We start from the raw sequence: 20,807 nt of genomic DNA on the forward strand, positions 1-20,807 counted from the left end.
GTAGATGTGGAGTGTGACGGCACCGTGCGTAGTTGGGACTTCCTGAAGCAGGAAGATGTCCCCGATTTTTGGGGTGGGCAGTCAACGAGCACGCAGACGGTAATCAATAGCCACCTGCTCGATGCCGTGGCAGCGGGTCCGATACCCGACCACCCCGACGTTGAGGTAGCGGTCGCCTTAGCTCGTTTCGTGCATGAGGAGTACGAAGGGCGCGGGACCCATGAGAATCAGGTCTCGTCGCAGGAGGATTCCGCCACGATCATGCGCGCTTTGAAGGCGGTCCTTCGACGAATGAACATCGATACCTTCGACCCGCCCTACCGCGACTTTGACACGTTCTACAAGTACTGGCGGACATCAGGGGCAACGGGGAGCTGGCAAGCTCGCCGGGATCTGCTCGATGCGGACTTCGAGCCCCTCCACCGGCTTCTGGACAAGTGCGAGGCGGGCTCTATTCACTCCACCCTTGCGACAGCAATCTCACCTCACCAAGTGACCGGATGGCCGCGCGTTGACGAGGAGATATCGGAACTGAGGCGACACTTCGAGACGGCGACGACACGGCAGGATTACTCCAATGTCGGCAACGATGTGGTCTCGGTGCTGGAGGCGCTGAGCGCGACCGTGTACGACCATGCGACTCACGGCCGTGCCAACGAATCGGAACCTCCTATTGCTAGCACCAAAAACCGCCTCGATCGCTTCGTTGAGGTTGCTCTCGACGGCCGGGATAACGCTGAGCTTCGCAAACTAACACGCGCTTCTATCGAGCTTGCGCAAGCAGTAAAACACCGGCGGGAGACGGTCACACGGCTGGAGGCAGGTGTCGCGGCCGACGCGGTGATCCTGCTTGCCAACATGCTGAGACGAATCCAGGGCTAACGAACCGAGGATGGCAGGGCGTGCCCTCTGTGCCATGCTTCCCAAATGGGGTGGAAAGAGTTTGCGGCTTCCGTCATCGGAGATGTGCTCTCGTGGCCCGTCATGTTCCTGGTGGTCATCTTGCTCCTTCTCAAGCCACTACGCCGACTGATCGGGCGGTTGCGCAGCTTCAAGGGGTGGGGCGCTGAAATGAACCTGGCTGAGGACCTCCTGACCATCTCCACAAGAACTGAAGAGAGGCTGGAGGCGGCAGGGCCCAACGGTGCGAGCAGCGTGGGAACGCGGGACGGCACAACAGTGCCCCTCCGGCCTACGCGCCGTGACAACGGCGGTCGCAGACCGGACAGCAAGGACAAGCATGCCCAGTCAGGCGGCGAGACGTCGGAGGAGGTCTCGTTTTACGACACTGAAGCGGGGGCTGAGATCGATCCCGTTGGGGCGATCATCTTTTCCTGGTCTGACCTGCTGCACAGCCTGGTGATGCTTGACATCGCCTCACTAGGTTCCGATAAGCCAGCGAGCGGCGAACGAAACATCTTGAATGAGCTGGAGCGAGCGAAGCTTCTCGACGAGGGCCTCATTACGTCAATCCGGGGGCTTCAAAAAGTTCGAAACCTCGTGGCGCACGGTCAAGTCGTCCCATCACCGGCAGAGGCGCTCAGCTATAGACGCACGGCGCGAAAACTCGCCAATCGAGCCGATACGTTGACGAGTCAGCTCACAGCGCAGTCGAAGCCACCGGGGCACCTTGACCCCTAGATCTTCGACGCGGGCGATCGAGTGATCCGGTAAATCGTTGCGATCGAGACTCCCAGCGTCCGGGCGATGTCGGGCACGCTCTCGCCCGAGTCGCGCAACGTCTGCGCCGTGCGAGCTTGCTTTGGGTCGGTCGCCCTGGGGCGGCCACCGACGCGGCCCTGCGCTTTAGCTGCGGCGAGTCCGGCGACGGTGCGCTCGGCGATGAGGTTGCGCTCCAGTTCGGCGAAAATACTGGCCATCTGAAGCATCGCGCGTCCCATGGGGGTGGCACTATTCAGGCCGTCCGACACCGACTCAATGTTGATCCCGCGCTCTGTGAGGTCGGCGAGGAGCTGCGCGATGTGCAGAGAGCTGCGGCCCAGGCGATCGAGGCGGTAGACGACGATCGTCACCTCGTGCCCGGCCTCGCGCTCGGCGTAGGCGTCGGCGAGCATCGCGTCGAGTCCGGGCCGCGAGGTCTTCGTGCCGCTGACGCCGTGGTCGGAGTACCTGTTCCGGCGCAGGACCTTGGCGTCGTCCAGGGCGTTGAGCTGGAGGGCCTCATCCTGAGCCGAGGTCGAGACGCGGGTGTAGCCGAGGCGGATGCTCTGCGAGGTGGTCATGCAGCTAGTCTCTCAAGTACTCAGACGTATAAGCGACTCAGTATTGCATGGGTTTTGACGCGCACCTCGCTGCTACTCAGCCCCAGAATCACGCGGACCCGTTCTCAAGTTCGTGTCTCTCGCCTCGGCTTCGTTTTTGAGAGGCCTCAGTCGGCTAATCGATCGAGCTGCGGCGCGATGTCGTCCCCGGAGTCGTCGCCCACGCGCCGCATTCCGATCTGAATAGGAGGCGCTTCGCCCATCAGGATGGCCTCGACGTCGCGGGAATGCTGCGCGTCCTCGGCGATCGACATGGGGCGGAACACCGGTTCCCATCGGTCGGTCACCGTGGGGCCTCGCCTTCGCCGAGGACCCCTCTCAGGGCCTGACTCCGTCCAATCGCGCCGGTACGCGGGACGGAGCGCCAGGGACCAATTCGGCACACCATGGATGTCGGACATGCGGTTGAGCTGCCGGAAGCCGACAGGGCGCTCGACGGGAAAGCCGGTCACTGCGCGAAGCAGCCATGCGACGGCCTCGCCCCAGTCGTGAGCGCGGCGGTCCACCTTCTCCCGCGCCCCGCGCTGTCGGTGGGTAAGGCCGGTCATCGCAGCGCCCCGCCCCGGGCTCGCTCATCTGCTGCGCGGGCGACTTCTTCGAGGCGCTCCCGTTCCGCGGGGTCACTCCAGGTCGTGCTGGACGTGAGGGGAGCGGCTCCGAACCGGCGCTCCACGGCTGCGCGGGCGAGTGCTCGCTCCTGGGGGTCTTCGATGCGCCACGCGGCCTTGCGGGCGGTCTCTCGCGCCTCTTCCCAGTCGGGCGTGCCGTACTCGGGGACGCCGAGATCCTCGACGACGTCGTCGGCCGGTGTGAGCATCCGACGCCCCCAGAATGCGAGCTGCGCCGCCTCGTCGTGGACTAGTGCGGGCCACCCGAGCGCGCCGTTCCGATCGCGGCTCGCCTCGATCAGTGCGTCGGTGACAACGAACGTCTGACCGCGCGTCAGGGTCATGCCTGCGCCGCCGAGAGCGTTCGCCCCCGTGGCGACCGTCAGGCCATCCAGGAGCGCGGTGACTCGCTCTCCGGGGGCTGCAATGCGTGGATTCGTCATACGGAGACCGCCTTTCGGGTCGTTTCAGAAAACAGGATGCGGAGGTCCGCTGCGTCCTCTGCCCGGTCGGCGGAGTCCAACTCGGTGGCGAGTGCCTCGCCGACGGCGGGGTTAGCGCGAACGGCTCGCTGGACGGCGGCAGCGAGGGCGGCGAGGCGGGGTAGCTCTGCGAGGGCCTGGTCGGCCGGGATGCCCACGCGGTCCGCGATCGAGGTCAGGATGCGCTCCTCCGCGACGATCGCTCGGATCGCGGTCGAGTCGCGATTCGCCGCCATCGCCCGCACACGAATCTCGCTCGCGGCATCCATCAGCTCGACGAGGCGACTCGCTATGGTCACAGCTCCGAGGCCCAGGCGAGCGCCCTCTGTGCCGCGCAGCTCTGGTGCGACGTGGTTCGCCCAATGCCGCTCGACGCTGTCGGGGAAGTACCTAGAAAACCCCGTGTCCCGCGAAACGGACGCAAAGGAGGCACCGTTAGCGAGGGCTCGCTCGATGCGATCACGGTTCTGGCTGTCTCGACACAGTAGGCAGTCGCGCGGCATGATGCTCCCCTCCGAAGGGGCTTCATGCCGCTTCACTAAGGATATCGACCTCACACAGGCGGAATGATGGCGACGGCGGGGATGAACTTCAGGACGCCCCCGAGGCGAGTAGGTCGTCGAGGTCGAGAACAGGTCGGCATGTGCCTGTCGTGGTCCAAGCGCGGCGACGGAAGCTCCCAGCCTCCAGTTCGTGGACCAGGCTCAGTGCGTCTGCGTCTCCGTCCCGCACGCTGCTCCAAAGGGCAGACGGGGTGTCGCTGGCGTTAGCGCGTATGCGGCTCTTAGTGACGTAGCGGGCGGCGCGGTGGAGGTCAGAGGCCCCGATGAGCGCGATGTGCTGCCCCTGCGGCGATGCATGCCGGTCCAACTCAGCGGCTTTGACGATCCAGCGGTCGCGAAGGGTTAGCGCGAACTCGCGGGCTGCATCACGGCTGAGACGTTTCGGAAAACAGATCAGGAGGTGCCCATGCGGATGCCATCCGGCCGCGGTGTGCTCGACCTCGATCGCACGAGCGGTTCCGGAGACTCCTCGACGCTTGAGCCATCCTCCTGCGGTGGTTGTTTGAAAGACCTGCACAAGGGCGCTCCAGTGGCTTCTGAGGCTCTCTCCGGGCGCTTCTGCGATCGTGGGAGTCCAGAGCAGCACCGTGCCGTGCTGGGCCGTTGTGAGCGAGTCGAGCAGAGACCTGCGGTTCTGACTGGCCCGGGCGGTGCTGCATACGGCGCAAAGCGCGGACTCGCATCGTCGCCCACCTTGTCGGCATCGCCGGATGCCCTGGCGGAGTGAATAGAGGCGCTGCACTTCGTTTAGTTCGTATTGGGCTTTATATCGAGCGCCTCGACTTAACCCGTCTTGATATATGGACAATGTCGCGACGAGGCTCGCGGCTGCGCGGTCGGCGCGTTCGTGATTCAGGCGGGCCGCACGGGAGAACGCGACGCGACGCGGCGTGCGTGGGTGCGCTGGGTCGGCTAAGGTCGCCATCGAGAAAACAATCTTCGCCGCCTCGGACCCTGCAAGGTCGGGGCGGCTTCTCGTTGCCCCGAGCGGATACGGCCGACAGTACCCATGAGTCGGTTATGTTGGCTGACCGGGTATTTATTGCATGGCTCGCGCTAACCGCCTATTGACACTCGTACGCGCTAGATATTCACAATGTTGCTAACAGGGCGTTCGCGCTGCCGCCGAAACAGACCGACGGAACGCTGTCGAAGCACCCCGAAGACACCCCCGACCACTAATGCCCAGGGGCCGATGTCAGAGGGCGCGCCTATCGTGAGCCCCATGTTCATTAACCACAAGCTCCGAATCGGAGACACCGTAACCATCAGCTTCACGGGCGACGTCTCGCACGAGATCACCGGCAAGCTCATCGGCTGGGACCAGCATCACGTGGGGCTCCAGCGAGAGTACGAGCAGTACATCCCCTGGACCGCGGTGGGGTCACTCGCCATCATTGAGAAGGCTCCCGAGGAGACCTACTCGGTTGAAGATTCCATCGGCTGATTCGCCTCCTACCAACTGAGCCCCTCTCCTGCTTCGGGTGAGGGGCTCAGCGACTTTCCGTTTCAGCCCTGTACGAGCCCCCAAGTTCGCGCCTGCTCCTTCGCGAATTCCTCATCTGTGGCGCTTCGGAGGTCGGCAAGCTGGTCCATCAGGATCTCACGACGGGCATTCAACGACTCGACCGCCCGCTTCGCTGCTTCCGACTCACCTCGCGCGATCGCGGCCTCATCGTCTCGGTGTTGCCACCCGAGCCCCCGGGCCTCCAGGGCGTGCGACTCGATGCGGGCCTCCGCCCGAGCAATCTCCTGGTCTAGATCGCTGATGCGGTTAATTTGATCCAGGATTGACTCCTGTCGGGTTGGCAACGCTGCCACCATTTTCAGCCTCCGAGCAAGGACAGCCTTCTCAGCGCCGATCAGCCGTCGCTGACGGTCCGACAGCATGACCCAGCCGACCAGAAAGCTCGCAAGCGTCCCGCCGAAGACAGCTCCGATGGCGAGCACGATCCAGTCACGACCAACCACTGTCTGCGTCGCCGCGAAGAACACGATGCCAAGAACGAAGCTCGCGACCGTCAGCACACCCGACACCATCGTCCATCTCGCACCCATGGTCGTGAGCTTATATCCCGGCGCAGAGCCGCCTGGCGTGGACAAAACGTGGACAATCCGAGCCCGGAAACAGCTAGGTTATGACGCGAAGGAACCGCCATGTTTTGCGAAATATCGCGGGTCCAGACACAAGCAGAAGGGTCCTACATCTGTCTTCCAAACAGATGATGCGAGTTCGATTCTCGTCAGCCCCTCCACCCGTCCCGCGCCTAGGGATTCTCCGCATCGGCATCCGATCGCCGACGACCCTCTCCGCGGAATGATTCCGGCAGCACGACGTTCTGCCCGGCTCCCGCGAAGAACCCCGACACCTGCGCGGGTCGATATCCCGCGATCCCGCACCCGACCTCGGTGACGAGGAACCGCAGATGCGGGTGATCCGCCGCGAAAGCGACGAATCGCCGTGCCTGCTCCTCGAACACCGTGAGGCCCGACATCGTGTCGATGCCGTAGGCCTGCCCCTGCAGCCCCTCGCTCTGGCCCCAGACCGCTCCAAAACGGTCGAGGGCGAACCGCGCGGCTCCCCCGCCGTGCGCCCCGGACGCGTTCGATCCGAACACGAAGACCTCGTCGGGGCCGAGCGTCGTGATGTGCATCTCGCGAGACTACGCGTCGCGCTGCTGCTCGGGGCCGGCCCACCCGCCCAGCGACAGGTCGAGCTCGAGGCCCGCCTGCGCCTCGGTGGGAACGTCGAATCCGCAGGTGGCGTAGAGCGCTGCTCGCCGCCACGACCCGCGTGGCCATGATCCGCGCGCCGCTGCGGGACGGACCCGCTCACGGCGGATCGACGAGGCGGTTGCGCAGATGGCGGCTCCCGGGCGGCGACGGCATCGCCGACAGCGACACCGCTCGCCACGCCACCACAGTCCCGGCGCGGACCCCCGTCAGAGCCGCGGAACTTCACCCGTCGGACGCGTCGATTCGCTCCCCCCGGGTCAGTCCGTCCACATGTCCGGGTCTCGATCGAGGTCCGTGACCGGCGACGCCGCGCGATGCCGAGCCGTGTGCGCCACGTACGTCTGGGCGTTTCGCAGAATCTTCGCGCGCTCCTCGTCGGTCAGCGCGCGACGCACCTGGGCCGGAACGCCCGCGACGAGCGATCCCGCCGGCACGACGGTGCCCTCGAGCACGACCGCTCCCCCGGCGATGAGGCAGCCGGGACCGATATCGGCACCCGAGAGGATCACGCTCCCCATGCCGATCAGCGAACCGTCGCCGATGGTGCACCCGTGCACGACGGCGTTGTGTCCGACCGAGACGTCGGCGCCGATGACGACGGGGCGTCCGGCGTCGACGTGGACCGAGACGTTGTCCTGCACGTTGCTCCGGGCGCCGACGGTGATCGACGCGCTGTCGCCCCGCAGAACCGCGTTGTACCAGACGCTCGCATCCGTCGACAGTCGCACGTCGCCCACGACTCGGGCTCCGGATGCCACGAACGCGGTGTCGTCGATCTCGGGAGCGGCATCGGGAAGGGCGAGCACGACGGCGTCGCGAGCGATGGTCATGGCCCGACCCTAACGACCCGCGACTACTGGCCGCACGCGCGGCCCGACTACCGGCGAGCGCCGCTTCGCCTACCGGGAAGGCGAAACCGGTAGCGCCGCGGACGGGCGGCGCTCATAGGTTCGGTCCCGCACCGCAGCCGCATCCCGCCCTGGAGAACATCATGTCCCGCACCGTTGAAACATCCCCCGCCACCCGCACCCGTTCGGTTCGGCGCCACCCTCGAGGCGTCGCGATCCTCGCGATCGCCGCCGGCACCGCCCTCCTGCTCGGTGGCGCCGGCACGTACGCGTACTGGTCGACCGAGACCGCGTTGAGCGCCGGCACCGTGGAGTCGGGAGACCTCGACCTGACGTTGGGGGCGGGCTCGTGGACCCTGGCGGGCGCACTGCAGCCGGCCACGGCCGTCGACGAGGCAGACCTGGGCGATGTGCGACTGGTTCCGGGCGACGTGCTGACGCTGTCGCAACCGCTGACCGTGACGCTGGAGGGTGACACCATCGCCGCGGACCTCACGGCGGCCCTCGGCGACGACTTCACCACGGGTGCGCTCGCGGCCTATCTCGACGTGGACCTGACGGTGCCGGGCCTCGGCACCGAGACCACTCCGAACACTTACCGCATCACGGGCGACACCGAGGAGACGGTGACCGCCACTCTGACCATCACGTTCCGCTCCACCACCGACCAGCGAAACGGCGTCAACAGCACCGTCGACCTCAACGGTGTGGCCTTCGCGCTGTCGCAGGCGACCTCCTGACACGGGCCTCGGCATGTCGCAGCGTGACGACGGCGTCCCGCGACGGCTGCGCTGGGGAGCGATGCTGGCGACGGTCCTCGTGCTCGGTGGGGGGACCACCGCGGCGCAGGCGTTCTGGCAGAGCCGTGTGCCCCTCGCCGCGGGGGTCGTGGCATCCGGTGACCTGGCCCTCGCGACGCAGTGGGTGGGTTCCTGGTCGGCGTGGAAGCCGCTGTACCCGAGCGGCGTGAGCGACACCGCGACGCTGCGAGTCACCGCGACGGGGAGCGGGACGACGCTCCGCTGGAAGCTCAGCGCGACGCCGACGACGCAGTCGACGTGGGTCACCACGCAGGTGTTCGTCGGAGCGTGCGGGAGCGGCACCGTGATCCCGCCGGGGGGTTCCTACGCCCCGGCGGGAGGGTTGAAGACGGGACAGTCGGTCGACCTGTGCCTGCGGGTGACGCTGCGCGCAGACGCGCCGTCTACCGCGCAGAACACAGCCATCTCGCCGTCGATGACGGTGACGGCCGATCAGGTGCTCTCGTGACGGGGCTGTCGCCGGGGGGCCGGTCGGTGATCGCCGGCGCCGTTGCCCTGTCGTTCCTCTGGGGTCTGACCGCTCCGCCCGCAGAGGCCGCCTGGCAGTCGACCGCCGCGGCGCCCGCGTTCTCGCTGTCGACGGGCTCGCTCGCCGCACCCGTGACCCAGTGCAAGAACGTGACATCGAACCCCCGAGCAGCGCGAATCGAATGGGCAAGTGTCGCGGGCGCGACCGGTTACGACGTCAGGGTCGGGAACACCGTCAACAGCAGCACCACCTTGCTCAGCCAGCAGCAGACGAACCTGTTCTTCGAGGTGCGGGGCTCCCTGCTCGAGAACCTCGGTCTCACCCTCGGTTCGCTCCTCACCGGAGGGTCGGTCCTCGTGACCGTCAAAGCCCGCGTCGGGGCGTGGGAATCCGCGGCCAGCAACGCACAGCCCGTGGTGCTGTCGAGCCTCGTCGGTGGTCTGCTGACCGGAGGGCTGAAGTGTCAGGGAACCTGACCCGACGCTCCACGCGCGAGGCCCACCCCCGCCCGCGCTCCCGCTGGCCGCGTGTGCGTTCCCTCGTCGGCACCGTCGTCATCCTGGCCCTCTCGCTGTTCGCGCTGCTGACCATCGTCATCCCGAACCTGCTCGGGGCTCAGACCTACACCGTGCTCACCGGGAGCATGCAGCCCGGGATGCCGCCCGGCACCATGATCGCGGTGCGCGCCGCGTCGATCGACGACGCGCGGGTCGGCGACGTCGTGACCTACCAGATCCGCTCGGGCGACCCCGCGGTCGTCACGCACCGAGTCGTCGGGACGACGAACAGCACGGGCGGAGATCGTCTGCTCGTGACACGGGGCGACGCCAACGACGTCGACGACCCACCCGTGCAGCGAGAGCAACTGCGCGGGACGGTGATCATGGCGGTGCCGTACCTCGGGTATCCGGGTGTGCTGCTGGGCGGGCATGACCGCGGGGCGATCGTCGCCGTGATCGGCGTCCTCATCGTCGGGTACGGCGTCACGCTGCTGGTCATCGACCTGGCGCGGACCCGGCGTCGGCGGGCTGCGGCGGCGACGCTCGCCGTGCTCGTCGCCGTCGCGGCTCTCACTCCCTTCCTCGCTCCGGCGCCCGCGAGAGCGGGCGAGCCGGGGACGCTGTCCTCGGCGGCGGCGTCTCGTGACGCGGCGGAGGGGAACCTGCAGCTCAGCGCCGATGGCATCCGGTTCATTTCCGACGGCTCGCTGCACCCGATCGACGACCTCGGCCGTCTCGCACCGGGAACCACGCTCACCACGCCCGTGTGGATCCGCAACGTCAGCAGCGATCCCGCTCGCGCTGCGGTTCGCCTCGACCTCCCGGGCGCCGACGGGACGCGCCCCACCTTGGCGGGGGCCCTGCGACTCGTCATCGACGACCAGACGGTCGCGCCGGGTGGCGAGTGGCGCAGCGCCGTCATCCCGGCCGGCGGCACCGTGCGCATCGCGATGGGCGTGGGAATGGATGCCGCGGCGGGCAACGACACGCGACGCGCGGCGACGAGCGTCACCCCCGTCGTGCGGCTCAGCGAGCACGTCGAGGGCGCCGACCCGGACTCGCCCCGATCGCCCGGCGATGCGCTGCCCCGGACGGGGCGGGGCACGGACCCGCTCGCCGCCGTCGCGCTCGTGGCGACCGGAGCCGTGGGAGCGGGGCTCGCGCTCGCGACGAGAAGGCGGGAGCATAGGTGAGGATTGCCTATTCATCAGGTATTTAGCCGAGCCTCATCTTGCTTGCGGAATGTCCGCGACTGAGTAGCGTTGCATCCATCGAGACTTCGAACGTCGCCTAAGGAGCAAACATGAGCACCGTTCACACCCCCGCCGCCACCACCGTCGACTCCACCATGGCGTCCGGCACCGCGCAGTTCCTGTCCCCCGTCGTGATCGGCCTCGAGGCGCTCGTCGTCAACGGCAAGCAGGCGCACTGGCACGTCCGCGGATCCAACTTCATCGGCGTGCACGAGCTGCTCGACACGGTCGTGGCTCACGCGCAGGATTGGGCCGACCTGGCCGCCGAGCGCATCGTCGCCCTGGGCCTGCCCATCGACGCGCGCCTGTCGACGGTCGCGGCCAAGGCGAAGGCCACCGAGGTCCCCGCCGGCTTCGCGCAGTCCGACGTCGTCATCCGCGCCGTCATCGCCGACATCGACGCCGTGCTGCTCGACATCGAAGCCGCCATCGAAGGCCTCGACGAGCTCGACATGACGAGCCAGGACGTCGCCATCGAGATCAAGCGCGGTCTCGACAAGGACCGCTGGTTCCTGTTCGCGCACCTCGCGGCGTAATTCCTCCACGAAGGGGGCGGTGCTTCGGCACCGCCCCCTTCGTCGTTCCCCGAGCGAAACGCCGGGGCTGTCGTCGCGCGCGAATCCGAAGCGGCGAGGACGTGTGCGTCACGCGCCGTGCGTCACGCGCCCCGCGAGCAGCGTCGTTCGCACCGGCATGGCGCGCAGGCCCCGCTCGTCGGCGGCGTGCGGATCGTCGCCCACGATGACGAGATCCGCCAGGGCCCCGGGGCTGATCTGCGCCGGCGCCGTCGATCCTCCGGCGGTGGATGCCGCGATGGCGGTGTCGATGTCGATCCGCTGGTGCGGGTGCCAGGCGTCGCGCCCGTCGCGCGTGCGGAACACGGCCGACGCCATCGCCGCCCACGGATCCAGCGACGCCACGGGCGCGTCGGAGCCGAACCGCACGTTCGCCCCGCTGTCGACCAGTGCGCGCAGGGGGTAGGGCTGCGCGGATTGCTCGGCCCAGATGGCATCCGTCATGTCGCGATCGTCGAGCGCGTGCTCGGGTTGCACGCTCGCCGCGACTCCCAGCCGGGCGAAACGCGGAATGTCGGCGTGCGCGACGAGCTGGGCGTGCTCGATGGTGCCCACCGCGCCGGTGCGCGCGTACGCGTCGAGAGCGTGGGCGTTCGCGACGTCGCCGATGGCGTGGATCGCGCACTCGAGCCCTGCGGCGGTCGCCCGCGTCATCATGTCGACGAGCGCGTCGGGGGGCACGGTGAGCAGTCCGTGGTTGCCGATCTCACCCGGGTAGTGGTGGGCGCACGCCGCCGTGCGGGTTCCGAGCGACCCGTCGGTGATGGCTTTCAGCGGTCCGACGCGCACGAGGTCGTGCGCCGCCCCGCGCACCCGGTCGCCGGTGCGCAGGCCCTCGGCGATCGCGCGGTCGAGGTGCTGCGGGTAGGTGCCGTACGAGACGCGGAGCGTGTCGAAGCCCCGCGCGACCCGCCGCTGCCAGGGCTCGTCGTTCCACGTCATGTCGAGGTCGACGAGTCCGACGATCCCGCGCGCCGCGGCGGCGCGAGCCATGCGCTCGACGGCGTCGTCGGCACGGTCCGGCTCCATGGCGTTGAGTCGGCGCGAGATCTCGAATGCGTCCTCTTCGCGCAGCATCCCGGATGCCACGGGCTCGAAGCCCTCGCGACGGAACGCGGCGCTGTTCATCCAAACGCTGTGCACGTCGGCGTTGACCAGGTACGTCGCCCCGTCTCCGGTCGCGGCGTCGAGCAGGGCGAGACTCGGTTCGTCGGGCCACAGCCCGTCGCGGAAGCCGACGCCGACGCGGCGTCCGTCGCTCTCGGGGGCGAACGCCATGATCGATGCGGCATCGCGCGCCGAGGCGACCTCGCCGAGCGGCACGCGCTCGGCGACCAGGGCCCACTGCAGCACGTGCACGTGGTGGTCCCAGAGGCCGGGCAGCAGCCAGCCGCCCTCCCCGTCCACCACCACGCCGGTGGGCCGGAGATTCCCCGTGGGGGCGATGTCGGCGATCACCCCGTCGGCGATGACGAGGTCGACGGGCTCCGAGGTGGGGAGGAACTCACGACCCGGCCCCGCCACCCGCACGGCGCGGACGAATCCGACGTGCTCGCCGATCACGCGCGTCCCCGGGCGTCTTCGGCGCGGCGCATCTCGCCGGCGAGCTCGGGGTGCTGCACGGACAGCCCCGCGACGATGGTCTCGACCACTTCGGCGCTCTTGTTCTGGCTCAGCTTGCGTTTGGCCGTGACCCGCGTGGGCGTCAGGCGGAAGCCGACGGTGCCGCGCTCGAGGCGTTCGACGAACGTCGCGTCGTTCGGCAGGGCGTACAGGGTCCGCGCGTCGTCGGCGTCGCCCTCGAACCGCTCGACGAGACGTTCGAGTACGCGGAGGTTCTCGTCGGGCGTCAGGATCTCCGGGATGCCGGAGAGGTGCGCCGACACGAAGTTCCAGGTGGGGACGGCGGGCACATCGCCGTACCACCGGGGAGTGACGTATCCGTGCGGGCCCTGCACCACCACGAGCAGCTCGCGGTCACCGAGACCGAGGATCGCGTCGTCGGGCTTGCCGACGTGCCCGACGATGGTCAGGTCGTCGCGCTGGTCGTCGAGCATGACCGCATAGTGCGAGGCGACGAGACCGTCGTCGCCCTGACCGACGAGGGTGACCCATGGGTGGCGGTCGATGAGACGCCGGATCTCACCGACGTCGGTCATCGCGAAGCTGGGGTTCTGGCGCACCGGATCAGCCTAGAACGCGGCGGGCTTCACCAGGCTCATCCGCCGACGCGGCGCGCGAGGCACCGGGCTCGTCGACGGGACCGTCCCCGGCAGATCAGGCCTGGCAGCGTGGGCACCAGTAGAGCTTGCGCCCCGCCGCCTCTTCCATCACGATGTCGGTGCCGCATACGCGGCACGGCAGACCCGCGCGGTGGTAGACCCAGTGCCGGTCGTCGCGATGGGCCATGGCACGGCGATACGCCTCGGGGTCGAGGTCGTCCATCGTCATCATCTGGCCGGTCTCGACGCCGATCGACAGCAGTCGCACCCAGTCGCGCCACATGCCGCGGACGACCTCTTCGGGCACGTCGCGGCCAGGCGTGTGCGGATTCTGCCGGGCGCGGAAGAGGATCTCGGCGCGGTAGACGTTGCCGATTCCGCTGACCACGGCCTGATCCATCAGCAGCAGGCCGATGGCGGTGGGCTTCTTCTTGACGGTCGCGGTGAAGCGTTCCTCGCCCTCGGCGACGTCGTCGACGAGAGGGTCGGGGCCGAGCTTCGCGATCGTCGCCGCCACCTCGTCGGGCGTCTGCAGCACGCAGGCCGTGGGGCCGCGCAGGTCGGCGCACGTCGTCTCGGTGAGAAGACGCAGCCGCACGGCGCCGACCACCGGCGGCGGCCACTCGACCTGTTCGTCGAGGCCGGTCGTCTGCTCCGACATGCGCACGCGCGCGCGCCGCGGGGCGCCGATCGAGCTCAGGGAGTTCTCGCCCGCGGCGTCGAGGATCGGCGCGTCGTCGAACGTCGTGCCGCGCTGGTTGGTGTGCCCCATGCGGCCGTTCGCCGAGGCGATCGTCGCGTCGAGCGCCACCTCGCCCGAGAAGTCCCACGCGCCGTACATGCCCAGGTGCACGCGAAGCCACACGTCACCGTCGAACCGCAGGAACATCTGCTTGGCGACGGCCCGCACCTCGACCGCTTCGCGCCCGTCGAGCACCGACGCGCCCTCGACGAAACGACCCTGGGGGCTGGATGCCGCCACGATGCGCCCCACGATGTTGCGGTCGAACTGCCGCGCGATGCGGTGGACGGAATGCCCTTCGGGCATCAGCCTGCCTCGGGGTCGAACGAGTCGCTGGCGTCGGTCAGGGTGTTCTCGCCGCGAGCCGCCCGCGGGTCGGGCAGCAGCACGCCGTCTTGCTCGTACGCCGCGAGCTGGCCGATCCGGCGCGCGTGGCGCTCTTCGCCCGAGAACGGTGTCGCGATGAAGCGGTCGATGAACGATGCGGCCTCGTCGAACGTGTGCTGACGCGCGCCGATCGAGATGACGTTGGCGTCGTTGTGCTCGCGCGCCAGCTCGGCGGTCGACACGTTCCACACCAGAGCGGCGCGCACGCCCAGCACCTTGTTCGCGGCGATCTGCTCGCCGTTGCCCGAGCCGCCGAAGACGACGCCGAGCGCGTCGACGCCATCGGCCTGATCACGCACGACCGCTTGAGCGGCGCGGATGCAGAAGGCCGGGTAGTCGTCGAGCGGGTCGTACTCGAGGGGGCCGTGGTCGACGACCTCGTGCCCCTGGGCGGCGAGGTGGTGCTGGATCTGGGTCGAGAACTCGAGACCGGCGTGATCGGTGCCGATGTGGATGCGCATGCGCTCATCTTATTGACGGCCGCCGACATCAGGGGGCGGACGCGACGACGCCGCCCGCTCCCCGGAAGAGAGAGCGGGCGGCGTCGGATCGGGTCAGGGGCGAACGCCCGCGGCGACGGGCTTGAACCCGGCGCGGATGTTCTCGCAGCAGCCGGGGCGGCACACGTCGTACCACGGCCCCAGGTCGGTCAGGTGCGGGCGTTCCGATTTCGGAGTGCCGTTCAGTCGCTCCTCGACGAGGTCGACGAGGCCCGAGACGTAGGCCGGGTCGACGCCGGGCGTGGGCGTGCGGACTGCGCGGATGCCGGCCTCCTCGGCGGCCTCCATGGCCTCGGTGTCGAGGTCCCAGAGCACCTCCATGTGGTCGCTGACGAAGCCGAGCGGCACGATCGCGACGGCCTCGACCCCGCGGCCGGGGAGTTCGGCGATCACGTCGTTGACGTCGGGCTCGAGCCAGGGCTGCGTGGGCGGGCCGGAGCGCGACTGGTAGACGAGCTCCCACTCGACCTCGGCGACGGCGTCGGCGACAGCGGCCATGACGACCTCCGCGACGGCCTTGTGCTGCGCCTCGTACGCGCCCCCCTCGCCGAACTCGACGTCACGGGGGCCCGAGCGCTGGGCGTCGGCCATCGGAATGGAGTGGGTCGAGAACAGCACGCGGATCTTCTCGGGCGCGATCCCGTCGGCGACGAAGCCGGCCACGGCATCCGTCACTCCGCGCAGGAACGTGTCGACGAAGCCGGGGTGATCGAAGAACTGGCGCACCTTGTCGATCGTCACGGTCTCGCCGAGCCCCGTCGACTCGAGCACGCGGGCGTAGTCCTCGCGGTACTGCCGGCAGCTCGAGAACGAGCTGTACGCGCTCGTGGCGATCGCGAGAAGAGTGGTGTGGCCGGCTTCGGCGGCCTCGGTCACGGCCTCTTCGAGGTAGGGCGCCCAGTTGCGGTTGCCCCAGTAGACGGGCAAGCCCAGCCCGCGCGCAGCGATCTCCGCCTCCAGAGCCGCCTTCAACTCGCGGTTGTGCTCGTTGATGGGGCTGACCCCGCCGAAGTGGCGGTAGTGATGGGCGACCTCTTCGAGGCGCTCGTCGGGGATGCCGCGTCCGCGCGTGACGTTGCGGAGGAAGGGGATGACGTCGTCCTGCCCCTCCGGGCCGCCGAATCCGGCGAGGAGGATGCCGTCGTACGCGACGGGCGTCTCGACCCACTTGGGCCCCGACGCCGCGGCGGGCGAGGCATAGAGGACGGGTTCAGGGGTAGTGTCCGTGTCGGTCGTGCTCACGCAGACATCCTCGCACCTGCATGGCGAGCCCGGGCGCGGGTTATCTCGTGACTAGGCTTATCTGGTTGTCATCGTCGCCGACGGCGTCCGTCGTCACCCGCGAGAGCGCTCGATCTGCGACGATCCACCCTCATCCCAGGGAGTACGCCAGTGCCAGGAGAGAACCTCACCCGCATCGAAGCGCAGGAACGCCGCGCTGTCGTCGACACGCACGCCTACGACGTGCAGCTCGATCTCACCCGCGGCGACGAGGTCTTCTCCTCGCGCACCGTCGTCACCTTCGCCGCCACCGAGGGCGCATCGACGTTCATCGATCTCATCGCGCGCACCGTGCACTCCGTCACGCTGAACGGCCGATCCCTCGACCCGGCCGCCGTGTTCGTCGACTCGCGCATCGCGCTCGACGAGCTGGCATCCGAGAACGAGCTCGTCGTCGAGGCCGACTGCGAGTACACGAACACCGGCGAGGGCCTGCACCGCTTCGTCGACCCCGTCGACGGCGAGGTCTACCTCTACTCGCAGTTCGAGGTTCCCGACTCCCGCCGCATGTACACGGTGTTCGAGCAGCCCGATCTCAAGGCCGCCTTCACGTTCTCGGTGACCGCCCCCGCGCGCTGGAAGGTCGTCTCCAACTCCCCCACGCCCGAGCCCGTCGCCGTCGGCGACGACACCGCCCGCTGGGACTTCCCCCCGACGCCCCGAATCTCGTCGTACATCACCGCGCTCGTGGCGGGTCCGTACGAGGCGACCTTCTCGGAGCTGACCAGCGCCGACGGCCGCGTCATCCCCCTCGGCGTCTTCGCGCGCAAGAGCCTGTGGCAGCACCTCGACGCCGACTACGTCTTCGACAAGACGCGCCAGGGCTTCGCGTACTTCGAGGAGAAGTTCGGGTTCCCGTACCCGTTCGCCAAGTACGACCAGCTCTTCGTGCCCGAGTTCAATGCCGGCGCGATGGAGAACGCCGGTGCGGTGACCTTCACCGAGACCTACGTCTTCCGCAGCAAGGTCACCGACGCGGTCAAGGAACGCCGCGTCGTGACGATCCTGCACGAGCTCGCCCACATGTGGTTCGGCGACCTCGTCACCATGAAGTGGTGGAACGACCTCTGGCTCAACGAGTCGTTCGCCGAATGGGCGTCGACGATCGCCACCGCCGAGGCCACCGAGTGGAAAGCCGCCTGGACCACCTTCAACGCGATGGAGAAGACCTGGGCCTACCGTCAGGACCAGCTCCCCTCGACCCACCCGGTCGTCGCCGAGATCACCGACCTCGAAGACGTGCAGGTCAACTTCGACGGCATCACCTACGCCAAGGGCGGGTCGGTGCTCAAGCAGCTCGCCGCCTGGGTCGGGATCGAGCAGTTCTTCGCCGGGGTCGGCGCGTACTTCCAGAAGCACCAGTGGTCGAACACCGAGGTCGGCGACCTGCTCGTCGAGCTCGAGGCCACCAGCGGCCGCGACCTGGGCGACTGGTCGAAGAAGTGGCTCGAGACGGCGGGCGTCAACACGCTCTCGCCGCTCATCGAAGAAGGCTCCGACGGCACCATCTCGCGCTTCGCGATCGTGCAGACGGCGCCCGCCGACTACCCCACCATCCGTCCGCACCGCCTAGGCGTCGGCTTCTACTCGCTGAACGACACCGGAGCGCTCGAGCGCGTGCATCGCGTCGAGATCGACGTCGACGGCGACCGCACCGAGGTCGCCGAGCTCCGCGGCATCCGTCGTCCCGATCTCGTGCTGCTCAACGACGACGACCTCGCCTACGCGAAGATCCGCCTCGACGAGCGCTCGCTCGCCACGGCGATCGCCCACCTCAAGGACATCTCCGACCCGCTGGCCCGCTCGCTCGTCTGGGGCGCCGCCTGGGATCAGACCCGGGATGCCGAGTCCTCGGCCACCGACTACCTGGATCTCGTGCTGCGCAACATCGGTTCCGAGACCGAGTCCACGACGGTGCGCACGACGCTCGGTCAGCTGCAGCTCGCCGCCAACTCGTACGTGACGCCCGCGTCGCGCGAGGCGGCTCGCGCACGCGTCGCCGACGGCCTCTGGGCGCTCGCCCAGGCCGCCGAGGCCGGCAGCGACAGCCAGCTGCAGTTCGTCACCGCGTTCGCCTCGGCGGCCTCGACCCCGGCACACGCCGAGACGGTGCGGGCCCTGCGCTCGGGCGAGACGGTGCTCGACGGCCTCGAGATCGACACCGACCTGTCGTGGCAGTTGCTCATCTCGCTGGCCACGGCCGGCGCGGTGTCGGCCGCCGACATCGACGCGGCCCGCGCGGCCGACAACACCTCGAAGGGTGGGGAGCTCGCCGCCCAGGCGAAGGCCTCGCTGCCCACGCACGAGGCGAAGCAGCAGGCGTGGAACTCGCTCATCGACAACGCCGACGCGCCGAACACGATCGTGCGTTCGACCGCCCTCGGCTTCACGCACCCGGCGACGGTCGACGTGCTGGCCGAATTCGTCGAGCCGTACTTCGCGATGCTGCTGCCGATCTGGGAGTCGCGCAGCTACCAGATCGCGCAGTACCTGATCGTGGGTCTGTACCCCGCCGCCCTCGCGAACACCGCCCTGCGCGATGCGACCCGCGCCTGGCTGACGCAGAACGCCGACGCCGCCCCGGCGCTGCGCCGCCTCGTCGGCGAGAACCTCGCCGGCGTGGAGCGTGCGCTGTCGGTCCAGGAGCGCGACTCGCAGTAATCGAGGTCCTCAGAATGCCCCCTCCCTCACCGGGAGGGGGCATTCGTCGTTCGCGGGTCATCCCCGGGTGGACCCGGATCATCCCCTGGGAGGATGCCCCCGCCCGGGGCGCCTCCGTAGCGTGAAGGCATGATCGTTGCAGAGCACCTCACCAAGCGTTACGGCGACAAGACCGCCGTCGACGACGTCTCGTTCACCGTGGCTCCTGGCCGCGTCACCGGCTTCCTCGGCCCCAACGGCGCGGGCAAGTCGACCACCATGCGCATGATCGTCGGTCTCGACCGTCCCTCGACGGGTTCGGTCACCGTCGGCGGGCAGGACTACCGCCGTCTGCGCTCCACCCTCACCGAGGTCGGCGTGCTGCTCGACGCCAAGGCGATCCACACCGGGCGCTCGGCGCGCAACCACCTGCGCGCCATGGCCGCGACGCACGGCATCGGGCGCAGCCGCGTCGACGAGGTGATCGAGCTCACCGGCATCGGCTCGGTCGCCGGCAAGCGGGCGGGCAAGTTCTCGCTCGGCATGGGCCAGCGTCTCGGCATCGCCGCCGCTCTCCTCGGCGACCCGCACACCCTCATCCTCGACGAGCCGGTCAACGGCCTCGATCCCGAGGGCGTGCGGTGGGTGCGCCAGTTCGTCCGCCATCTGGCGGGTGAGGGTCGCACCGTGCTGCTGTCGAGTCATCTGATGAGCGAGATGGCGCAGACCGCCGACCACGTCATCGTGCTCGGCCGCGGACGCGTCCTGGCCGATGCGCCGCTCGCCGACCTCGTCGGCACCTGGACCACCACGACCCTGCTCGTGCGCTCCCCGCGCCTGGCCGACCTCGTCTCGGCCCTGCAGATCCCGGATGCCACGGTGACGGCCACCGAGCCCGGTGCCGCCCAGATCACCGGCGTCACGGCGCAGACGGTCGGCGACCTCGCCGCCGCTCGCGGCATCCCCCTCTATGAACTGACCCCGCGAGCGGGCTCGCTCGAGGACGCCTACCTCGCCCTCACCGACGACTCGGTCGAGTACAAGACCAAGGAGATCGCATGACCGCCGTCGCTTCCGCGCCGACCACGCGGGCCCACGCCCACGCCTCGACCGCGCACCGCCTCAGCTTCATCCACCTGATGAAGAGCGAGAGCATCAAGATGCTCACCCTGCGCTCCACCTGGTGGTCGCTCGGCGTCACCGCCGCCCTGTCGGTCGGGATCTCGTTGCTGATCGCCGCGGCCTCGAGCGACATCGGCGGCGGCTTCCCCGCGGCGAACGTGATCCTGGCGCCGACGCAGTTCACGATGCTGGTCGCCGGCATCCTCGGTGCGATCGTCATCACGGGTGAGTACTCGACCGGCATGATCCGTTCGACGCTCACCGCCGAACCCCGTCGGGGGGCGGTGCTGGTGGCGAAGGCCCTCGTCGTCGCACTCGTCATGGCCGTGACCACCGTCGTCATCTACGCGGTGGCGATCGCCGCGACCGCGCCGCTGGTCAGCACGGGCCTCGACTGGTCGACGCCCTCGGAGTCCCTGGTCCCTCTCTCGTTGGGGGTCGTGTCGATGGCGGCCTTCACGCTGATCGGTCTCGGCTTCGGCTTCGTCATCCGCAGCGGCGCCGGCGCCATCGCGGCCACGGTCGGGGTGCTCTTCGTGCTGCCCATCGTGTTCAGCCTGTTCTCGTTCGCGGGACCGAGCTGGCAGTGGATCCTCGACGCGGCCGACTACCTGCCGGTCAACGCCGCGGTGCAGCTCACCACGCCCGGCGGCACGGAACTCGGCCAAGGCGCCCTCACCCTGGCCGCGTGGGCCCTCGCGCCGCTCGTGCTGGGCTGGATCGCCCTGCGGTCGCGCGACGTCTGACCCCTCCTCCCCACCACGGATGCCTCGACG

General features: G+C 68.8%; 24 protein-coding genes. 11 read left to right on the forward strand and 13 right to left on the reverse strand.

What is annotated here, in order from left to right; translation table 11 throughout:
* Positions 1 to 24 precede the first annotated feature (24 nt).
* The gene (locus tag IFU40_RS06780) at positions 25 to 882 is read left to right on the forward strand and encodes a hypothetical protein (RefSeq protein ID WP_191925833.1); all 858 of its coding nucleotides are present in this window, start codon (positions 25 to 27) and stop codon (positions 880 to 882) included.
* A 45-nt stretch (positions 883 to 927) separates the two neighbouring features.
* A complete protein-coding gene (locus IFU40_RS06785) occupies positions 928 to 1,641 on the forward strand; it encodes a hypothetical protein (protein WP_191925834.1) in 714 nt (237 codons plus the stop codon).
* On the opposite strand, the gene IFU40_RS06790 is transcribed toward IFU40_RS06785, so the two are convergent.
* From IFU40_RS06790 to IFU40_RS17300, 5 genes are all read right to left on the reverse strand, one after another.
* Positions 1,638 to 2,243, reverse strand: a complete 606-nt coding sequence (locus IFU40_RS06790; protein ID WP_191925835.1) for a recombinase family protein — start codon at positions 2,241 to 2,243, stop codon at positions 1,638 to 1,640. The two genes, IFU40_RS06785 and IFU40_RS06790, sit on opposite strands and share 4 nt — an antisense overlap.
* A 146-nt stretch (positions 2,244 to 2,389) precedes the next feature.
* A complete protein-coding gene (locus IFU40_RS06795) occupies positions 2,390 to 2,536 on the reverse strand; it encodes a hypothetical protein (RefSeq protein WP_191925836.1) in 147 nt (48 codons plus the stop codon).
* A 290-nt stretch (positions 2,537 to 2,826) separates the two neighbouring features.
* Positions 2,827 to 3,333 (reverse strand): hypothetical protein, encoded by a 507-nt coding sequence (locus tag IFU40_RS06800; RefSeq protein WP_206754871.1) that lies wholly within the window; start codon positions 3,331 to 3,333, stop codon positions 2,827 to 2,829.
* Positions 3,330 to 3,875, reverse strand: a complete 546-nt coding sequence (locus IFU40_RS06805; protein ID WP_191925838.1) for a hypothetical protein — start codon at positions 3,873 to 3,875, stop codon at positions 3,330 to 3,332. Before IFU40_RS06805 ends, IFU40_RS06800 begins: the two co-directional genes overlap by 4 nt.
* 88 nt (positions 3,876 to 3,963) lie before the next feature.
* The gene (locus IFU40_RS17300) at positions 3,964 to 4,860 is read right to left on the reverse strand and encodes a protein rep (RefSeq protein WP_446724821.1); all 897 of its coding nucleotides are present in this window, start codon (positions 4,858 to 4,860) and stop codon (positions 3,964 to 3,966) included.
* Between the two features lie 300 nt (positions 4,861 to 5,160).
* Between IFU40_RS17300 and IFU40_RS06815 the strand changes: the two genes are divergently transcribed.
* Positions 5,161 to 5,382, forward strand: a complete 222-nt coding sequence (locus tag IFU40_RS06815) for a hypothetical protein (RefSeq protein ID WP_191925840.1) — start codon at positions 5,161 to 5,163, stop codon at positions 5,380 to 5,382.
* Between the two features lie 62 nt (positions 5,383 to 5,444).
* On the opposite strand, the gene IFU40_RS06820 is transcribed toward IFU40_RS06815, so the two are convergent.
* The 3 genes from IFU40_RS06820 to IFU40_RS06830 all read right to left on the reverse strand — a co-directional run bounded on the left by IFU40_RS06820 (position 5,445) and on the right by IFU40_RS06830 (position 7,501).
* The gene (locus IFU40_RS06820) at positions 5,445 to 5,993 is read right to left on the reverse strand and encodes a hypothetical protein (protein ID WP_191925841.1); all 549 of its coding nucleotides are present in this window, start codon (positions 5,991 to 5,993) and stop codon (positions 5,445 to 5,447) included.
* Positions 5,994 to 6,202: 209 nt separating this feature from the next.
* A complete protein-coding gene (locus IFU40_RS06825; protein WP_191925842.1) occupies positions 6,203 to 6,589 on the reverse strand; it encodes an A1S_2505 family phage non-structural protein in 387 nt (128 codons plus the stop codon).
* A gap of 339 nt (positions 6,590 to 6,928) precedes the next feature.
* Entirely contained in the window at positions 6,929 to 7,501 is a 573-nt protein-coding gene (locus IFU40_RS06830) for a gamma carbonic anhydrase family protein (protein WP_191925843.1), read from the reverse strand.
* A 161-nt stretch (positions 7,502 to 7,662) separates the two neighbouring features.
* Here IFU40_RS06830 and IFU40_RS06835 point away from each other — a divergent pair, with 161 nt between their 5' ends.
* The 5 genes from IFU40_RS06835 to IFU40_RS06855 all read left to right on the forward strand — a co-directional run bounded on the left by IFU40_RS06835 (position 7,663) and on the right by IFU40_RS06855 (position 11,098).
* On the forward strand, positions 7,663 to 8,259 hold the full coding sequence (locus tag IFU40_RS06835; RefSeq protein WP_181015955.1) for an alternate-type signal peptide domain-containing protein: 597 nt from the start codon (positions 7,663 to 7,665) through the stop codon (positions 8,257 to 8,259).
* Between the two features lie 13 nt (positions 8,260 to 8,272).
* Positions 8,273 to 8,788, forward strand: coding sequence for a hypothetical protein (locus tag IFU40_RS06840; protein ID WP_191925844.1), 516 nt, complete (start codon positions 8,273 to 8,275; stop codon positions 8,786 to 8,788).
* Positions 8,785 to 9,285, forward strand: coding sequence for a hypothetical protein (locus tag IFU40_RS06845; protein ID WP_070407890.1), 501 nt, complete (start codon positions 8,785 to 8,787; stop codon positions 9,283 to 9,285). The genes IFU40_RS06840 and IFU40_RS06845 overlap by 4 nt, the downstream gene beginning before the upstream one ends.
* Before the next feature lie 53 nt (positions 9,286 to 9,338).
* Complete coding sequence (locus tag IFU40_RS06850) at positions 9,339 to 10,502, forward strand: signal peptidase I (RefSeq protein ID WP_191925845.1); 1,164 nt, start codon at positions 9,339 to 9,341, stop codon at positions 10,500 to 10,502.
* Between the two features lie 110 nt (positions 10,503 to 10,612).
* The gene (locus IFU40_RS06855; protein WP_055939900.1) at positions 10,613 to 11,098 is read left to right on the forward strand and encodes a Dps family protein; all 486 of its coding nucleotides are present in this window, start codon (positions 10,613 to 10,615) and stop codon (positions 11,096 to 11,098) included.
* Positions 11,099 to 11,206: 108 nt separating this feature from the next.
* Here IFU40_RS06855 and IFU40_RS06860 read toward each other — a convergent pair whose 3' ends face one another.
* The 5 genes from IFU40_RS06860 to IFU40_RS06880 form a co-directional block, all read right to left on the reverse strand.
* Positions 11,207 to 12,700 carry an amidohydrolase family protein gene (locus IFU40_RS06860; protein WP_191925846.1) on the reverse strand — a complete coding sequence of 498 codons (1,494 nt, stop codon included), beginning with the start codon at positions 12,698 to 12,700 and terminating at the stop codon, positions 11,207 to 11,209.
* The gene (locus IFU40_RS06865) at positions 12,697 to 13,320 is read right to left on the reverse strand and encodes an FMN-binding negative transcriptional regulator (RefSeq protein WP_191925847.1); all 624 of its coding nucleotides are present in this window, start codon (positions 13,318 to 13,320) and stop codon (positions 12,697 to 12,699) included. The genes IFU40_RS06860 and IFU40_RS06865 overlap by 4 nt, the downstream gene beginning before the upstream one ends.
* Positions 13,321 to 13,414: 94 nt before the next feature.
* On the reverse strand, positions 13,415 to 14,407 hold the full coding sequence (locus IFU40_RS06870) for an Fpg/Nei family DNA glycosylase (RefSeq protein ID WP_191925848.1): 993 nt from the start codon (positions 14,405 to 14,407) through the stop codon (positions 13,415 to 13,417).
* Positions 14,407 to 14,949: a ribose-5-phosphate isomerase gene (locus IFU40_RS06875; protein WP_055836828.1), complete on the reverse strand. Its 543-nt coding sequence runs from the start codon at positions 14,947 to 14,949 to the stop codon at positions 14,407 to 14,409. The genes IFU40_RS06870 and IFU40_RS06875 overlap by 1 nt, the downstream gene beginning before the upstream one ends.
* 93 nt (positions 14,950 to 15,042) lie before the next feature.
* A complete protein-coding gene (locus IFU40_RS06880) occupies positions 15,043 to 16,230 on the reverse strand; it encodes a ferrochelatase (RefSeq protein WP_055836825.1) in 1,188 nt (395 codons plus the stop codon).
* A gap of 150 nt (positions 16,231 to 16,380) precedes the next feature.
* Between IFU40_RS06880 and pepN the strand changes: the two genes are divergently transcribed.
* The 3 genes from pepN to IFU40_RS06895 all read left to right on the forward strand — a co-directional run bounded on the left by pepN (position 16,381) and on the right by IFU40_RS06895 (position 20,777).
* Entirely contained in the window at positions 16,381 to 18,930 is a 2,550-nt protein-coding gene (gene pepN, locus IFU40_RS06885; RefSeq protein ID WP_191925849.1) for an aminopeptidase N, read from the forward strand.
* A 129-nt stretch (positions 18,931 to 19,059) separates the two neighbouring features.
* Positions 19,060 to 19,971 carry an ABC transporter ATP-binding protein gene (locus tag IFU40_RS06890; protein ID WP_191925850.1) on the forward strand — a complete coding sequence of 304 codons (912 nt, stop codon included), beginning with the start codon at positions 19,060 to 19,062 and terminating at the stop codon, positions 19,969 to 19,971.
* Positions 19,968 to 20,777: an ABC transporter permease gene (locus IFU40_RS06895; protein ID WP_191925851.1), complete on the forward strand. Its 810-nt coding sequence runs from the start codon at positions 19,968 to 19,970 to the stop codon at positions 20,775 to 20,777. The genes IFU40_RS06890 and IFU40_RS06895 overlap by 4 nt, the downstream gene beginning before the upstream one ends.
* Positions 20,778 to 20,807 lie beyond the last annotated feature (30 nt).

The sequence above is a fragment of the Microbacterium sp. CFBP 13617 genome, assembly GCF_014839445.1.
Classification (GTDB): domain Bacteria; phylum Actinomycetota; class Actinomycetes; order Actinomycetales; family Microbacteriaceae; genus Microbacterium.